The organism is Stenotrophomonas sp. AS012628 (genome assembly GCF_010608305.1).
In the GTDB taxonomy this organism is placed as follows: domain Bacteria; phylum Pseudomonadota; class Gammaproteobacteria; order Xanthomonadales; family Xanthomonadaceae; genus Stenotrophomonas; species Stenotrophomonas geniculata.
Genome location: NZ_VMBJ01000055.1, coordinates 1 through 16476, shown reverse-complemented (window position 1 = coordinate 16476; position 16476 = coordinate 1). Strand labels below are relative to the sequence as shown.

Annotated in this window: 12 protein-coding genes; 6 read left to right on the top strand and 6 right to left on the bottom strand. The window is 68.4% G+C overall.

Annotation, left to right across the window (positions count from 1 at the left end; genetic code table 11):
- Window positions 1-86: 86 nt before the first annotated feature.
- Window positions 87-461, bottom strand: a complete 375-nt coding sequence (locus tag G5A07_RS18845) for a MerC domain-containing protein (RefSeq protein WP_049428409.1) — start codon at window positions 459-461, stop codon at window positions 87-89.
- A 69-nt stretch (window positions 462-530) separates the two neighbouring features.
- Here G5A07_RS18845 and G5A07_RS18840 point away from each other — a divergent pair, with 69 nt between their 5' ends.
- A complete protein-coding gene (locus tag G5A07_RS18840; protein ID WP_019337975.1) occupies window positions 531-1856 on the top strand; it encodes a GTP-binding protein in 1326 nt (441 codons plus the stop codon).
- Between the two features lie 120 nt (window positions 1857-1976).
- On the opposite strand, the gene G5A07_RS18835 is transcribed toward G5A07_RS18840, so the two are convergent.
- The gene (locus G5A07_RS18835) at window positions 1977-3584 is read right to left on the bottom strand and encodes an ATP-binding cassette domain-containing protein (protein ID WP_191863805.1); all 1608 of its coding nucleotides are present in this window, start codon (window positions 3582-3584) and stop codon (window positions 1977-1979) included.
- Between the two features lie 298 nt (window positions 3585-3882).
- On the bottom strand, window positions 3883-4782 hold the full coding sequence (locus G5A07_RS18830; protein WP_019337977.1) for a LysR family transcriptional regulator: 900 nt from the start codon (window positions 4780-4782) through the stop codon (window positions 3883-3885).
- A gap of 228 nt (window positions 4783-5010) precedes the next feature.
- Between G5A07_RS18830 and G5A07_RS18825 the strand changes: the two genes are divergently transcribed.
- Window positions 5011-6189, top strand: coding sequence for a serine hydrolase domain-containing protein (locus G5A07_RS18825; protein WP_164194408.1), 1179 nt, complete (start codon window positions 5011-5013; stop codon window positions 6187-6189).
- Window positions 6186-7370, top strand: coding sequence for an MFS transporter (locus G5A07_RS18820; RefSeq protein WP_191863804.1), 1185 nt, complete (start codon window positions 6186-6188; stop codon window positions 7368-7370). Before G5A07_RS18825 ends, G5A07_RS18820 begins: the two co-directional genes overlap by 4 nt.
- Before the next feature lie 320 nt (window positions 7371-7690).
- On the opposite strand, the gene G5A07_RS18815 is transcribed toward G5A07_RS18820, so the two are convergent.
- Entirely contained in the window at window positions 7691-9307 is a 1617-nt protein-coding gene (locus tag G5A07_RS18815; protein WP_010484153.1) for an EAL domain-containing protein, read from the bottom strand.
- A 230-nt stretch (window positions 9308-9537) separates the two neighbouring features.
- Here G5A07_RS18815 and cycA point away from each other — a divergent pair, with 230 nt between their 5' ends.
- The gene (gene cycA, locus G5A07_RS18810; protein WP_143994934.1) at window positions 9538-10911 is read left to right on the top strand and encodes a D-serine/D-alanine/glycine transporter; all 1374 of its coding nucleotides are present in this window, start codon (window positions 9538-9540) and stop codon (window positions 10909-10911) included.
- Window positions 10912-11230: 319 nt separating this feature from the next.
- The gene (locus G5A07_RS18805; RefSeq protein WP_049480840.1) at window positions 11231-12007 is read left to right on the top strand and encodes a lytic transglycosylase domain-containing protein; all 777 of its coding nucleotides are present in this window, start codon (window positions 11231-11233) and stop codon (window positions 12005-12007) included.
- A 93-nt stretch (window positions 12008-12100) separates the two neighbouring features.
- Here the strand turns inward: G5A07_RS18805 and G5A07_RS18800 are convergent, their stop codons facing one another.
- Complete coding sequence (locus G5A07_RS18800; RefSeq protein ID WP_191863803.1) at window positions 12101-13621, bottom strand: hypothetical protein; 1521 nt, start codon at window positions 13619-13621, stop codon at window positions 12101-12103.
- Between the two features lie 165 nt (window positions 13622-13786).
- On the opposite strand from G5A07_RS18800, the gene G5A07_RS18795 reads away from it, so the two are divergent.
- Window positions 13787-15868: an NHL repeat-containing protein gene (locus G5A07_RS18795; protein ID WP_191863802.1), complete on the top strand. Its 2082-nt coding sequence runs from the start codon at window positions 13787-13789 to the stop codon at window positions 15866-15868.
- On the opposite strand, the gene G5A07_RS18790 is transcribed toward G5A07_RS18795, so the two are convergent.
- Window positions 15846-16253 carry a YciI family protein gene (locus G5A07_RS18790; protein WP_010484148.1) on the bottom strand — a complete coding sequence of 136 codons (408 nt, stop codon included), beginning with the start codon at window positions 16251-16253 and terminating at the stop codon, window positions 15846-15848. The two genes, G5A07_RS18795 and G5A07_RS18790, sit on opposite strands and share 23 nt — an antisense overlap.
- Window positions 16254-16476 lie beyond the last annotated feature (223 nt).

Below are 16476 nucleotides of genomic sequence, written 5' to 3'. Positions count from 1 at the left end.
CGGTAGAGTCGACTGTTAGTCGACTGCTCTTCGCCCAGGCGGCATGAGATCCCGCGCTTCGCGCGAGAGTCGACTAACAGTCGACTCTACCCTGCGTGCCGGTGCCGTGCATTCCAGATGTGCGTGGCGGCCAGCAGCAGGCTGCCGGTGACGGTCATCGGCGTTTCCCAGTCATGCGAGGGCAGCGCCAGCGCGCCGGCCAGCAAGAGCCCCAGACCGGCACCGGCGGTGGCCCAGGCCAGCACGGGCAGCGGATGACGGCGCTCGGCCCGCCACAGCGCGTAGCCGGTCAGCGGCAGGGCGATGGCCACGAACAGCAGGTGCACCCATTCCGCTTCGGCCCACGCGCCGAACAGCGGCAACACGGCGGCGAGCAGGGGCAGTGCCAGGCAGTGCAGCAGGCACAGGCTGGACAGGGCGACCGCGCCGGCATCGAGCAGGGCGGCAGAAGGTGACTTCATCGGGGGAGGTTCCTTGCGCAACAATTGTTATACAGTAACATTTCCGTTCCGCAGCCAACCCGCTCCGACATGAACACTGTTTCCCGCGCCGACCGTCGCCTTCCGGTCACCGTGCTGTCCGGCTTCCTGGGGGCCGGCAAGACCACCCTGCTCAACCAGATCCTGCGCAACCGCGAGGGCCTGCGTGTGGCGGTCATCGTCAACGACATGAGCGAGGTCAACATCGACGCGCAGCTGGTGCGCGAAGGCGGTGCCGAACTGCGCCGCACCGAAGAGACGCTGGTGGAGTTCAGCAACGGCTGCATCTGCTGCACGCTGCGCGATGACCTGCTGCAGGAAGTGCGGCGCCTGGCCGATGCGGGCCGCTATGACTATCTGCTGATCGAATCGACGGGCATCGGCGAGCCGATGCCGGTGGCGGCCACCTTCGCGGTGCGCGACGAGCACGGCTTCAGCCTGAGTGACATCGCGCGGCTGGACACGATGGTGACGGTGGTCGACGGCAGCGCGTTCCTTGCCGACTTCGGCTCGACGTCGCGACTGGCCGAGCGCGGCCAGCAGGCCGGCCCGGAGGACGATCGCGGCGTGGTTGACCTGCTGTGCGAGCAGGTGGAGTTTGCCGACGTGATCGTGGTCAGCAAGGTGGACCAGGTGGATGACGAAGTGCTGCAGGACACGCTGGCCGTGCTGCGTGGCCTGAACCGCGACGCGAAGCTGCTGCTGTCCAGCTTCGGCAATGTGCCGCTGGCCGAGCTGCTGGATACCGGGCGCTTCGACATGGAGCGTGCGCAACGTGCGCCGGGCTGGGTGAAGGAACTGCGGGGCGAGCACACACCGGAAACCGAGGAGTACGGCATCGGCAGCTTCGTCTACCGCTCGCGACGTCCGTTCCATCCCGCGCGATTCGCACGCGCGCTGCAGTCGGGGATGCCTGGTGTGATCCGCAGCAAGGGCTGGTTCTGGCTGGCCAACCGCATGGACTGGGTGGGCGAGCTGAACACCGTGGGTGCCGCGACGCGGACGCAGGCGGCGGGCTTCTGGTACGCCGCGCGCGATCGCGTGCGTGCGGGCATCGAGGACACCACACCGCTGTTGCCGCCGACACCGCTGCCGTACAGCGACCTAGGATGGGCGCGCCAGCAGGCCGACTGCTGGAGCGCACCGTTGCCGGGACCGGAGGAGTTTCCGGACGCGGCCGCGCATTCGGCAATGCAGCGCCTGTGGCACCCGTTGTGGGGCGATCGGCGCCAGGAACTGGTGGTGATTGGCGTGCACATGGACGAGCGCGCCGTGCGCGCAGAGCTGGATGCCTGCCTGCTCAACGAACAGGAGCTGCGTGCGGGACCGCTGCTGTGGCAGCAGATGCCGCAGGCATTCCCGGTGTGGAAGCGCTGAGCTAACGGCTCCTGTAGATCCACGCCATGCGTGGATGGCGGTTCAACCGGTCTTTGCCCGCCTTGTAGAGCCGAGCCCACGCTCGGCTGGCGGATCATTCCATCCGCGCAGGGCGTGGATCTACAAGGCATCTCGCCACTGCCAACCCTCGGGGTTCACCTGCAGCACGTGGGTCGGTCGCAATGCCTGCAGCAGGTGCCGGTCGTGGCTGACCATCACCAGCGCGCCCGGCCACGCCGCAAGCAGTTCCTCCAGCGCCTGCAATGCGCTCAGATCCAGCGCATTACCGGGTTCGTCCAGCAGCAACAGTTGGGGCGCGGGATCGGCATACAGCACGCTGGCCAGCGCACCCTTCACCCGCTCGCCATCACTGAGGCTGTGGGCCGCCCGCTGGATGCGCTGTGCATCCAGCCCGAGCAGGGCCAGCCGCGTGCGCAGCTCGCCTGGGTCCGCGCGCGGGTTGGCGGCCTGCACGGTGTCAAGGATGCTGCGCGCGCCGGACAGCCCCAGCAACTGCTGGTCGAGCAGGGCCAGTGGTGCATGCCGTTGCACGGTGCCACTGCATGCAGGCAGCTGGCCGGCCAACACACGCAGCAGGGTCGATTTGCCGCTGCCGTTGTCACCGACCACGGCGATGCGCTGCCCCCGGCGGATCTCCAGCTGCAGCGGGGCGCTGCAGCCATGTGGCAGCACCAGCGCCTCGGCCTCCAGCAGACGCGCGCTGCCACGCTCGCCCGCACCGGCAAACAGCGCCAGTTCCGGCGCCGCATGCACCGCGGATGCCGCTGCGCGCAGCTGCTCTGCGCTGGCCTGCAGGCGCTCGGCCTGCACCTGCTGTGCGCGGCCGTGGCTGGCCTCGGCGCGCTGCTTCTGCCGGCCGAGCAGGATCGGGGCCTGGTTGGCCTGCTTCGCATCACGGTTGCCACGTGCCTGGCGCTGCTGCTGGCGTTCGTGTTGTTCGCGCGCGCTGCGTTGCTGCTGCCGGTGCTGTGCACGTGCATGGTCAAGCTGGGCGGCGGCGGCTTCACGTTCGGCGGCGCGCGCGTCGGCGTAGTGCTGCCACGGTCCGCCATAGCGATGCAGCCCGCGCGCGTCGAGCTCGACGATCTGCTGCATGTGCGCCAGCAGTTCGCGATCATGGCTGATCGCCAGCAGGCCGCCGCGCCACTGCTGCAACTGTTCATACAACTGTTGGCGATGGCGTGCGTCGAGGTGGTTGCTGGGTTCGTCCAGGATCAGCCAGTCGGCCCCGCTGGCCCAGGCACCGGACAGCGCCACCTGCATGGCCTGGCCACCACTGAGGCGCGCGGCCGGCTGGGCCGGATCGAGGTCGTCGGGTAGCTGCAGCGTACGCCATTGCTGCTGCAGGCGTTCGCGCAGATCCCAGCGGTCGCCGACGCGGGCGAAGTCGGCCTCGTCCACGCTGCCGGCTTCGATGCGTTGCAGTGCGGCCAGTTCCGCGCCGACACCGGCCAGTTCACCGACCGTGCCGACGGGTGGATAGCCGGGCGTCGGCAACAGGAACACGCGGCCACTGCCGCGAACCTGGCCATTGTCGGGCAGCAGCCGGCCGGCCAGCAGGCGTGCGAGCACGCTCTTGCCGGCGCCATTGGCACCGACGAGCCCGGTGGCGACCGGTTCGAAGGAAAACGTCAGATCGGAAAACAGCGGGCGGCCGTCGGCCAATCGATACGACACGCGATCGAGCGTGAGGGAATGCGGGGTCATGCGACCTCCATGGATGCCGGGTTCTCCCCTGCGCGCAGGGGCGGGAAGAGTCAGGCCGTCTAGTGGGAAGACGGCGGCATCAATGGCGCATTGGTCGCGAGCCTCTTGGAGGAATGAGCGGCCAGTATAGCGGCAGTGGCTGAATGGTCGGGTGCGCGGCCGCCGGGCATGGCCCGGCGCTACCGATGATCGGGCGGTTCTGTAGAGCCGAGCCGATGCTCGGCTTCCTTTCGCCGCGAGAAGCATCCACGCATGGCGTGGATCTACTGTGGGCCGGGCATGGGTGGATTGCTCGCGGCTACGGTACGGTACCCAGGCGGGCGCCGACGAAGTCGATGAACACCCGCAGCTTCGGCAGTACGTGTCGGCCCGACGGCCACAGCAGATGGAAGGTGCCGCAGGAATGCACGTGTTCGTCCAGCACCGTGACCAGGCGGCCGTCGGCCAGGGCATCGCGCACCGAGTGCACCGGCACGAAGGCCAGGCCGATATCGCGCAGTGCGAGCGCTACCCGCGCTTCGATGGTGTTGGCCACCATGTGCACCGGAAGCTCCTGCGGCGTTTCATCGTCGGGCCAGTGGATCGGCCACGGTTCCAGCTTGCCGGTGGTGGGGAAGCGATAGTGCAGCAGCGTGTGCTGCATCAAGCCTGCCGGCGTGCGCGGAACGCCGCAGCGCTGCAGGTAGCCCGGCGAGGCAACGACACGCCGCGGGAATACCCCCAGCCGGCGTGCGTTCATCCGCGAGTCGCTGGGTTCGCCGACGCGCAGCACCGCATCGAAGCCCTCCTCGATGACATCAACCAGGCGGTCACTGAAGTCCAGGTCCAGGCGGATATCCGGATACGCGGCCATGAACTCGGCCATCAACGGCAGGGTGAGGTCGCCCACCAGCGGCAGGCTGATGCGCAGCGTACCGCGGGGTGTGGCGTGCGGCTGTGCCAGCTCGGTGCGTGCGGCATCGCGCTCGTCGAGGATGCGCCGGCAACGCGCCAGGAACAGCTGACCCTCGGCGGTGAGCGTGATGCTGCGCGTGCTGCGGTGGAACAGGCGCACGCCCAGTGCGTGCTCCAGCCGCGCCACGCACTTGCCCGCTGCCGAGGCGGATATGCCCTGCAGGCGCCCGGTCTCGACGAAGCTGCGGGTATCGGCGGCATGCACGAAGGTCTGCAGGTTGGCGAGGTTGTCCAGGACTGACATGGGCGTGCGGGCAATGAAAGCGGCAGGGTAGGCCGGCGCGGCTGTAGCGGGCGGCTCCGCCATCGCAACACTGTGGTGCGGGGTGGCGTGGAGACCGTTGCGGCCTTGCGGTTCCGGCCATCATGCCGATTGCGGACTACACGGTCCATGATGCCCGGAGCGGCAACCGGCTTTTTGCGCGGACGCCCGCTGCCTAACGTGGCGGCCTCTCCCCCACGGATCACCGCGATGAATGCCGCTCCTTCCTTCGAACCTGCGCCGACACTTCCTTCGGTGCAGCGGCTGCTGCAGCAGGTCCACCCGCAGCGCCTGGTCGGTGCGGTGGTGCTGGTGCGCGAGCACGGCGCGCTGCGCCATGCCAGCGCCACGGGCCTGGCGGATCGCGAGTCGGCCACGCCGATGCAGCGCGACCAGCTGTTCCGGCTGGCCTCGGTGAGCAAGCCACTGCTTACCACGGTGATCCTGGGCCTGGTGGCCGAGGGCGTGCTCGACCTGGATGCACCGGTGCAGCGCTGGCTGCGGGACTTCCGCCCGGCGCTGGCTGATGGCAGCACGCCAGCGATCAGCCTGCGCCAGCTGCTCAGCCACAGCAGCGGGCTGGGCTATCGCTTTCTCGAAGCCGATGCGAAGGGTCCCTACGCACGCGCTGGCGTCAGCGATGGCATGGACGCGAACCCGCTCTCTCTGGCCGACAACGTGCGCCGCATCGCGCAGGCACCCCTGCTGTTCGCGCCGGGCAGCCAGTGGCTGTACTCGCTGGGCGTGGACGTTGCCGGTGCCGTGGCTGAAGCAGCGACCGGTGAATCCCTGCAGGCACTGTTCGAGCGCTTGCTGGCCGCACCCCTGGGCCTGCGGGACACCGCCTTCGCTGCGCGCAACGCGGCACGGCTGGCCACGCCCTATGTGAGCGACACACCGCAGCCGCACCGCCTGCGCGAAGGCGAGGTGGTCGCTCCGTTCGAGGGTACCGTCGGTATCGAGTACAGCCTCGCGCGCGCCACCGATGCCAGCCGTTTCCCCTCGGCCGGGGCAGGCCTGGTCGGTAGCGCCGATGAAGTGATGGCGGTGCTGGAGGCCTTGCGTGATGTGCAGCGTTCAGGCCTGTTGCCGCCCGCACTGGCAGCGGAGATGGCCAGCCCGCAGGTGGGCGAACAGGGGCCGCCGGAACCGGCCGGCTGGGGTTTTGGCCTTGGCTTTGCGGTGCTGCGCGATGCGGCCGCCAGCGGTACGCCGCAGAACGTAGGTACATGGCGTTGGGGCGGTGCCTACGGGCACAGCTGGTTTGTCGATCCTGCGCGTGGGCTCAGCGTGGTGGCGCTGACCAACACCCTGTACGAAGGCATGGACGGTGCCTTCGTCGATGAGCTGCGCGATGCGGTCTATGCCGATCTGGAGACCGCGCGATGAGCGGCCATGCCATCGATGCGGCTGGCCCGGCCGGTGAAGCCACGCGCCTGCCGTGGGCGGGACTGCTGGCGCTGGCCGGTGGCGGCTTCATCACTCTGCTGACCGAGACCCTGCCGGCCGGCGTCCTGCGGCCGATGGGCGAAAGCCTCGGTGTGAGCGACGCGGCGGTTGGCCAGCTGGTCAGCGTGTACGCGCTCGGCTCGGTGATGGCCGCACTGCCGATGACCGCACTGACCCAGCGCCTGCCGCGACGTCCCTTGCTGCTCGCCGCGATTGCCGGCTTCGTGGTGGTCAATACGCTGACCGCATTGAGCAGCAGCTACCCGCTGATCCTGGCCGCGCGCTTCCTGGCCGGCGTGTGTGGTGGCCTGCTGTGGTCGCTGGTGGCCGGCTACGCCGCGCGCATGGTGGTGCCCTCGCTGCAGGGCCGGGCAATCGCGGTGGCGATGGTCGGATCGCCGCTGGCACTGTCGCTGGGCGTACCGGCCGGCACGTTGCTGGGCCAGCAGATCGGCTGGCGCTGGGCATTCGCGCTGATGAGCGTGCTGGCAGTCGTGCTGCTGGCCTACGCGCGCTGGGCATTGCCCGCGTTGCCGGCGGCGGCGGCCGGTCAGCGTACGTCGTTGGCTACGGTGTGGCGCATGCCGGGCGTGCGCAGTGCGTTGGCGGTGATGGTGCTGTACGTGCTGGCGCACAACGTGCTCTACACCTACATCGAACCGCTGGCGGTGGAGGCCGGTGCCGGCCCGTGGCTGGACCGCCTGCTGCTGGCCTTCGGCCTGGCCGCCATCGCCGGCATCGTCATTGCCGGTTGGGGTGTGGACCGTCATCTGCGCACGCTGGTGTGGGCCGCGGTGATCGGCTTCATCGTGCCGGTGCTGACCCTGCTGTTGTGGCCGGGCGACGCGATCGCGCTGCTGCTGGCGACGATCCTGTGGGGCGTTGCCTTTGGCGCGGTACCTACGTTGTTCCAGACCGCATTGGCGCGGCGTGCCGGTCCCGCCGCGGATCTGGCGCAGTCGATGCTGGTGACCGGCTGGAACCTGGCCATTGCTGCCGGTGGCGTAGCAGGGGGTGTGCTGCTGCAGGCGGGCGGCCCGAACCAGTTGGGATGGCTGCCGTTGCTGCTGCTGTCGGTGAGCGTGGCGTGGTTGCTGGCACGGCCGAAGGCCTGGGCGTAGGCGGCGATCAGTGATGGCGCGGTGCCGGCCAGCGGCCGGCACTACCGTGGTCCACGCCATCCACGCATGGCGTGGATCCACCGAGCACAGCGACCCGCGTTTGCCTTTGCTTTTGCTTTCTTCTGTTGATTCCGTGGTGGGACGCCGCCGGAACCTGTCAGAGGCCGGGGCGGTCGGGTTCGCGGGGGTGTCCGCGGCATGGATGCCGCGGCCAAGCCCCCATGGACGGGTTTACGGCGTCCCCCGCGAACCCGACCGTCCCGGCCACCCCGGGGATAGCAGTACGCGACCCACCACGAGGGGCTCTGCCGTTCGCCGTCCTACTCCACTCCCTCACGCTCGATCGGCACGCTGCGCGGATTCTGCATGTGCTCCCGCGCCGCGCCATAGCGCTGCTGCCGCTTGTGATGGAACACCACGAACTCATCCCGTGGCAGCGGCCGCGAGAACAGCCAGCCCTGCGCGAACTCGACCTTGCGGGTATGCAGATACGCCAGCTGTGCCTCGGTTTCAACGCCCTCGGCCACCACCCACAGGCCCAGCTCCTTGGCCATGTCGATGATGTGCGGCGTCACCGGGCTGGTTGCACTCTCGGTGCCGATCGCATCGATGAACGACTTGTCGATCTTCAGCGCGTCCAGCGGCAGCTGTTCCAGGTACTGCAGGCTGGAGAAGCCGACGCCGAAATCGTCAATGGCCACGCTGTGCCCGGCCCGACGTGCCTGTGCCAGCATCGTGCGGGCGCGGTCCAGGTCGAGGAAGCCGCGCTCGGTGGCCTCCATCCAGATCTGCTGCGGCAGGATGCCGCTGCCGGCCATGTGCTTGGAGATCATCTTCAGCGCGCGGCCGCTGCTGATGTCTTCGGCGGCCAGGTTGATCGCGATGTGCGCGCTGCGGTCGGCCACCAGCAGCTCGCGCATGTCGCGCACCACGTTCTCGATCACCAGATCGGTGACCGCGCCGATCATGCCGGCCTCTTCGGCCAGCGGAATGAACAGGTCCGGCCGCACCTGGGTGCCATCCGGGCGCTGCCAGCGCACCAGCGCTTCGGCGCCGACGCAGATGCCGGTATCCAGTTCGATGATGGGCTGGTAGTGCAGGTACAGCTCGCGGCGGCGGATCGCCGTGGCCAGCTCGCCGCGCAGCGACAGGCGGCGACGCGACAGCCAGATCACCAGGCCGGCACCGACAGCGGCCAGCAGAACGCCGATCGGCACGAACAGCCACGCCTGCTGGCGGAAGGTCGCGGCGAGCGCGGTACGCGGTGTGGTCGCGATCGCCAGCCACTCTTCGTTGCGGGCGGTGGCGTACAGGGTGTTGTGGTCCAGGCCTTCACCCGGCGCGCGCAGCAGGGTCTCAAGCAATGCCGGATCCATGCCGTCCTGCCTGGCCAGGAGGCGGCCGTCCGGGCTGGCCAGGGCAAGGCGCACGTTCGGGTCGGCGATGACATCGACGAAGCGGCGCGGATCGACCAGCACGTCGTAGTTGCCATACAGGATCGACAGGACCTGGCGCCGTCCGCTTGCCTCGGGGCGCACATCCACGGCGATGCCGGCGCCATCACTGGTGACGTGGTCGGACTTGGGCTGGTTGACGTCGGACAGGAACGGCCCCCACGACGTACAGCGTAGCTTGCCACCCTCGAAGTAGCCCATCTGGTCGACCGACGGCGAGGTCATCACCAGCGTCTGCATGCGCCGGATATGGTCGGGCCCGCAGGCGTTGTGGGCGCCGACCTCGGCCGACTGCAGTGCCGCCAGTGCTTCCTGGTAGGACTGGTCGGCGCGGCGCAGGGCACGGCCGGCAATGTCGCGCAGGCGTTGCTGCTCGACGCTGACCGCACGGTCCCAGGTGGCATAGGCCATCACCGCGATCGGCACGGCCGCGGCCAGCAGCGCCAGTGCGGTGCCACCAATGATGACGCGCAGCCGGCTCATGGCCGGGGCTCCAGCGGGGCGGGCAGGGCAGGGCGCATGGTCGGGCCGATCCTTGGGCAGGTGCGGCTATCTGAGCATGGCGCCGGGCCGGGCGGAATGGGATGAATCCGGTATTTGGTCACATTGTGATGAAAGCGGCCAAGTTTGACGGGATTGGCTCATCCGGCGCTGGCGCTCCTGCCTGAGGAGGACTACCGTCGAACGCTTCGCCCGCCCTTTTGCCCGCGCCCATGACCGAGCCCGCAACGCCCCCCGAGCACCTGCGCCGCAGCCTGTCCAACCGCCACCTCCAGTTGATCGCCATTGGCGGTGCCATCGGCACCGGCCTGTTCATGGGGTCGGGCAAGACCATCAGCCTGGCCGGCCCGTCCATCGTCTTCGTCTACCTGATCATCGGCGCGATGCTGTTCTTCGTGATGCGCGCGATGGGCGAACTGTTGCTGTCCAACCTGCAGTACAAATCCTTCATCGATTTTTCCACCGATCTGCTCGGCCCCTGGGCCGGCTTCTTCTGTGGATGGACCTACTGGTTCTGCTGGATCGTCACCGCCATCGCCGATGTGATCGCGATCGCTGCCTACGCACAATTCTGGTTCCCCGGGCTTGAAGCCTGGAAGCCGGCGCTGGCCTGCGTGATGCTGCTGCTGTCGTTGAACCTGGTGACGGTGAAGCTGTTTGGCGAGATGGAATTCTGGTTCGCGCTGATCAAGATCGTGGCGATCTGCGCGCTGATCATTACCGGCGCCGGGCTGGTGGCCTGGGGCTTCACCTCGCCCAGTGGCCATACCGCGGCGCTGTCGAACCTGTGGAATGACGGCGGCATGTTCCCGATGGGCCTGGTCGGCTTCTTCGCCGGCTTCCAGATTGCAGTGTTCGCTTTCGTCGGCATCGAGCTGGTCGGCACCACCGCCGCCGAAACCGCCGACCCCGAGCGCAACCTGCCCAAGGCGATCAATTCGATTCCGGTGCGCATCATCATCTTCTACGTACTGGCGCTGATCGCGATCATGGCCGTCACCCCGTGGCGCCAGGTGGTGCCGGACAAGAGCCCGTTCGTGCAGCTGTTCGTGCTGGCCGGTATTCCGGCCGCGGCCAGCCTGATCAACTTCGTGGTGCTGACCTCTGCCACGTCCTCGGCCAACAGCGGCATCTTCTCCACCAGCCGCATGCTGTACGGCCTGGCTGAGGAAGGCCACGCACCGCGCGGGCTGTCGAAGTTGTCGCGCGCTGCAGTGCCGGCCCGCGGCCTGCTGTTCTCGTGCCTGTGCCTGCTCGGCGGCACGCTGCTGATCTACCTGATTCCGAACCTGGTGACCGCCTTCACCCTGGTAACGACGCTGGCCACGGTGCTGTTCATCTTCGTCTGGTCGCTGATCCTGGTGGCCTACATGGCCTATCGCCGTCGCTACCCGGAACGCCATGCTGCCTCGATCTTCAAGATGCCCGGCGGCGTCGCCATGTGCTGGGCCTGCCTGGTGTTCTTCGCGGCCGTGCTGGTGCTGTTGAGCCTGCAGCCCGACACCCGCCAGGCATTGATCGCCAGCCCGGTGTGGTTCGTGCTGCTGGGCGTGGGGTATTGGGTGCGCCGCAGGACCGCGAAGTGATCCAGGTGTTCCGTCACATCGATTGATCCATCGTCTCCAGGCAGCTTCATCCACGCATGGCGTGGATCTACTGTCAGCCGCAGGAAACTGTCGAGGGCGGGTGGGTGTGGCCCGGCAGGACCGTTGGCGCCATGGATGGCGCCATCGAGCCCCCATGGATGGGTTTACGGCGTGTCCTGCCGGGCCACACCTATCCGACCAGCCCTCAACAGCCCAGCGCTGCTCTGGCTGTTGACGTTGCCTCTGCAGGTGCAGGCCGCAGCCCTGCCGGCCCCCATTCACCCAACATTAGCGGGCGCGGCCGGATGATCCGGCCGCCATGTCCCGTCGCCCTCTCCTGCTAGCGCTGTTGCTGCTGCCCAGCCTGTGGCCCGGGCTGGCTGCCGCGCGCACCGTCTACCGCTGCGTGCAGGGCAACACCGTCAGCCTGGCCACCGCGCCGGAACCCGGTTCACGCTGTACCCCGAAGGAAATCGACGACAACGCCATCCAGACCCCGAACCTGTGGGGCAACATGGGCGTGTTCAGCGGCGTGCTGTACGAGCGCGAGCAGGATGGCGCGCTGGTCTACTCCACCCGCAACCTGCCCGGCTCGCGGGTGTTCCTGAAGTTCACCATGGCCACGCCGCCGGGCGAGCCGGCCCACGAAGGCCTGGGCAAGGTCGGCAAGCCGCAGCTGGCGCAGCACGCCAAACAGTTCAGGGCCGCGGCCAAGGCTACGGGCGTCGATGACGCGTGGCTGCGCGCGATTGCCCATGCTGAAAGCAACTTCGATGCGCTGGCGGTGTCCAGCAAGGGCGCACAGGGCGTGATGCAGTTGATGCCGGACACCGCGCAGGAGTACGGCGTGAATGATCCGTTCTCGCCCCAGCAGTCGATCGATGGCGGCGCCCGCTACATGCGCGCGCTGCTGCGTCGCTACAACGGTGATCGGCCGCTGGCGGCGGCTGCGTACAACGCCGGCATCGGCGCGGTCACCCGCTACAAGGGCGTGCCGCCCTATGCCGAAACCCTGGCCTATGTGGACAAGGTGATGGCGCTGTACGCGCGCTACCGCGAGGCGATGGGCATCCGTACCGAGGTGCCGGCGCGCTAGGCCAGTGGCGCTGTACGCGCGGTGTAGCGCCGAGCCCATGCTCGGCTGCGCCAATTGCAGCCGAGCATGGGCTCGGCGCTACACAAAAGCTCCTCAGCGCGAGGTGGAGGTGCTGACCAGGTCGTAGCGCTCGATGCGGCCGACGCGTGCCACCTCGGCCTGCACGTCGGCACGCTGCTTGAGTGCACGCCACGCGGCATCGATGCGCACATCGCCCGGCAAGGACGGATAGGTGCGCATGTCCTGCAGGGAGGCCAGTGTCTCGCCGCGCTCGACGGGTGAGCGCAGCTGTTCGATCAGCACGGCAGCGGCGCCGTCGAGATTGCCCTCGTCCAGCAGCATCTCGCGCTGGAACAGGCGCGCGTCATCGCCCTGGGCCAGGATCGCTGCACGCGCGGCCTGTTCGGCCTTGGCATCGCCACGTTCACGGGCGGCAACGAACTGCAGCAGTGCCTGGGCCGCCTTGCCGTATCCGGCCAGGCCCGGCATGTCATTCACCGCGGTGGCGGCATCCTGCATGCGGCCCAGCGAACTGAACACGAAGCCGACGTTGAACTGGTGCTCGGCACCATCCGGGCCCAGTGCGCCGATGCGTGCGGCCAGTTTGGCTGCCGCCAGCGCATCATCGGTACGGCCCAGCCGGCGCAGCGCCGTAAGCCGGCTGTTGAGCAGCCACGCCACCCATTCGGCTTCCGCCGCCGAGGGCGACTCGCCCTCGGCCGCCGCACTGGCCATGCCATCGGTCAGTGCCAGCACTTCCTCGTTGCGGTCCAGCATCAGCAGCGTGCTGCTGAACTCGGCCATGCGTGCATCCAGCGCCCGGTCGAGCAGGCCGGAAACCCGCAGTTCGTCGAGGTGCTTCTGTGCAGCCTGCACCGGATCGAAGCGGGCATCGGCGCGGTCGACATAGCGGTCAAACCGTTTGTCACTGCGCAGGCGGATGATTTCGGCGGGACCGGTGATGCGCGCCAGCGTGGCGGGAATATCGTCGCCACGGCCGTTGTCGGCCTGCAGCGTGGCCAGTGCCAGCCACATTCCGGTGGGTTCCAGGCCGCCGCTCTTCCAGCCGTTGTCGAACAGCGCCTGCAGCAGTTCCATGCGCTGCTGCGGCTGGTCCCGCAGGCGGAACTGCAGGTAGTTGATCGCGTGGCGGTCCACCGGCAACGGCGCGTCGGCATGCTTCAGTGCCTGCACCAGGTGCTTCGTGGCGGGCGCTGGTTGGTTCTCGGACAGTTCCACCGAGACCAGGGTCAGCAGGATCTGCGCATCGTCCGGCAGTGCTTCCTGAGCGCGCTGCAGGTAGCGGCGGGCCTGATCCGGCTTCTTCTGCACCATCGCGGTCCAGCCAGCCACCTGCGCGGCGCGGCCGCGATGTTCGGCATCGAAGTCATCCAGCATCGGATCTTCCATCAGCCGTTCCATCGCGATCAGCGCGCCCAGCGTGTTGCCACTGCGCGACTGCTGGATGGCCTCATCCCATCGCGTGGCATAGGCCTGGTGCATTGCATCGGCGGTGACGGACGGCTTCTGTGGCACCAACGTGATCGAGGCGGTGGCGGATGAACTGGCCAATGCGGCAATCAGCAGGGCGGCGAGGGGGAGGATGCGGGGCATGGAGGATCTCCATCCGTGGGAACCGCATTGAACCCGCTGCAGCCAGCGAGAACAAGCGCGATGGATGGAACTCTGGCGTTTGGCCGTTTGATTGGCCATGGCGGATCGTGCGTTCAGCGTCTATTGTCGGTGCCTCTTCAGGCAGCAGGCAGGCAGCGCAGCACGATGGCACGGTGGCAATGGATGGCGGCAGGCGTAGCGTTGGCGACGGTAGTGGCATTGGCTGCGACCTGGTGGGAGACACCGCTGCATACGCTGGCTGAACCGGTGGGTCCGGTTCCAACGCCGCTGGCGTGGACCGCGCAGATCGAACCGCTGGCCGGCGATGGCCACCCGGGTAACCGCGACGGCGCCGCCGCGCAGGCACGTTTCGCCGATCCGTACGCGTTGCTGCGCAGTGCCGATGGCAGCGTCTATTTCACCGATGCCGGCGACAACAACCGGATCCGTCGCCGCCTTCCCGATGGCCGTGTTGAAACGGTGGCCGGGCAGGGCGAGGGGCGCGTCGATGGCCCGGCACTGCAGGCCAGTTTCAATACGCCCTCGGGCATTGCCGCCGACGCGCAGGGCAACCTGTATGTGGCCGACACCGGCAACCATGCGATCCGCCGGATCGGCACCGATGGGCAGGTGACCACGCTGGCGGGTGGTGAACAGGGCTATGCCGATGGGCCGGCCGCGCAGGCGCGCTTTGATGCGCCGATGGGCATCGCGGTGGACGCGCAGGGCCAGGTCTACGTGGCCGATACCTACAACGACCGCATCCGGGTGATCGGTACTGATGGCAACGTGCGCACCCTTGCCGGCGGTGAGCGCCCGGGAATGGCCGATGGCGTGGGCGCTGCGGCGCGCTTCGATACGCCGGTGGCACTGGCCTTCGATGCGCAGGGCGCGCTGCTGGTGGCCGATCTGTTCAACAACGCGGTACGCCGCATAGGCGCTGATGGCACGGTCAGCACCGTGGTCGCCGCCGGTGGCGTGATCAATGGGCCGCTGTCGCTGGCCACCACCCACGATGGCGTGCTGTACGTGGGCGACATGGATGGCCGCATCGTGCAGGTGACGCCGCAGGGCCACCAGATCGCGCTGGTCGGCAATGGTCGCCTGCCGCGCCTGGCCCGCCCCAGTGGCCTGGCGATGGATGCCGATGGCAGCGTGCTGGTGGCCGACGCCGCCAGCTACCGTCTGCATCGCCTGCGCCCACTGCCGGTAGGCGACCTGCCCGCGCCGGCACTGGTCGGCCCGGCCGCCGATGCCGCCTTGCCCGATACCGGCGGGCGCTGGCCGTTGGCGCCGCAGGATGGCTGGCACGAAGTGGTCGGCACACTGGGTGAAGTGCGCGGCAACTTCACCGGCGAGAGTCGCCATCACCTGCACGGTGGATTCGACGTGCGCGGTGATGTGGGCCAGACCGTGCTGGCGATCGCCGATGGCAAGATCAGCAGCCCGATGGCGGCCTGGAGCCTGGGCGAGCAGGCCGAGGGCCTGGCCGTGGATCGCCTCAAGTACATCCACATGCGGGTGGGCCGCACCCCACGCAATGAACCGTTCGATGCGCGCTGGCAGGCGTTGTACGACGAGCAGGGCAAGCTGGAGCGGATGCGCGTGCGGCGCGGCATGCGCATCCACGTCGGCGATCGCCTGGGCAGCATCAACAACCAGGCGCATGTGCACCTGGCCGTGGGTACCGGTGGCTTCGAGACCAATGCCGTGGCACTGGGCTTCCAGAACTACGCCGACCACTTCGCACCGCGCATCACCGATGTGGCGCTGCTGGACGACACCGACCAGCCCATGGCCGCCGGCAGCGACGGCGTGGTGATGGTGGCGCGGCAGGGGCGTGGCGTGCAGATCGTGATCGAGGCCTGGGACCAGGTTGACAACAATTTGCCGCGTCGACGCCTGGGCATGTACCAGGTGGGCTACCAGATCCTCGATGCGGCTGGGCAGCCGCTGCAGGGTTACGAGCAGCCGCGCTGGAACATCGTGTTCAACCGCATGCCGCCGCAGCGGGAGGCCGTGCGCGTGGCCTACGCGCCGGACAGCGGCATCACCGTGCATGGCAGCGCGGTGACCCGTTTCCGCTATCTGGCGACCAACACCGTGCGTGACGGCCTGATGGAAACCGGGCGTTGGCAGCCGTCGGCGCTGCCGCCGGGTGAGTACATCGTGCGCGCCAGTGTGCGCGACTACAGCGGCAACGAAGGCATCGGCCCGCGCGAGATCAGGGTACGGCTGCTGCCATAGCGGCAGCCGGGGCGCCGCAGCGTTCGCGCTCGGCGTCCATGTCTTCCAGCGGCCGCACTTCGATGCTGCCGAAGCGTGCCCACGGGAAGTCGCGGGCGATGCGCATGGCTTCGTCGCGGTCGCGGGCGACGATCAGGTTGAAGCCGGCCAGCAGTTCACGGGTTTCGGCGAACGGACCATCCAGTACGCGACTGTGGCCATCACGCACGCGCAGGGTCTGCGCGGTGTCGACCGGCTGCAGCTTCTGCGCGGCCAGCAGCGTGCCTTCGGCCTGCAGCTTGTCGGCATGGGCCAGGCAGTCGCGCATCAGCGCGTTGAATTCTTCGATGGGCAGGGCCTGCAGCAGGGCAGGCTCGATGTAGATCAGAAGCAGGTACTGCTGCATGGCACGATCCTGGCGGGGGCGGGGTGCCCATGATGGCGCAGGTCTGCGCGTGGGCATGTTGCAGCGCGGGAGGCGCGCCTTCGGCGGGGATCGGCGAACGGCGGAGCCCCTCCGTGGTGGCGCTACAGCGTGATTCCTGGGCTTGGCCGGGTGGGTAGGCGGGTCGGGGGACGCCGTAAACCCATCCCTGAAGTGACCCCCGGGAGTTGGACACCAGATCCAA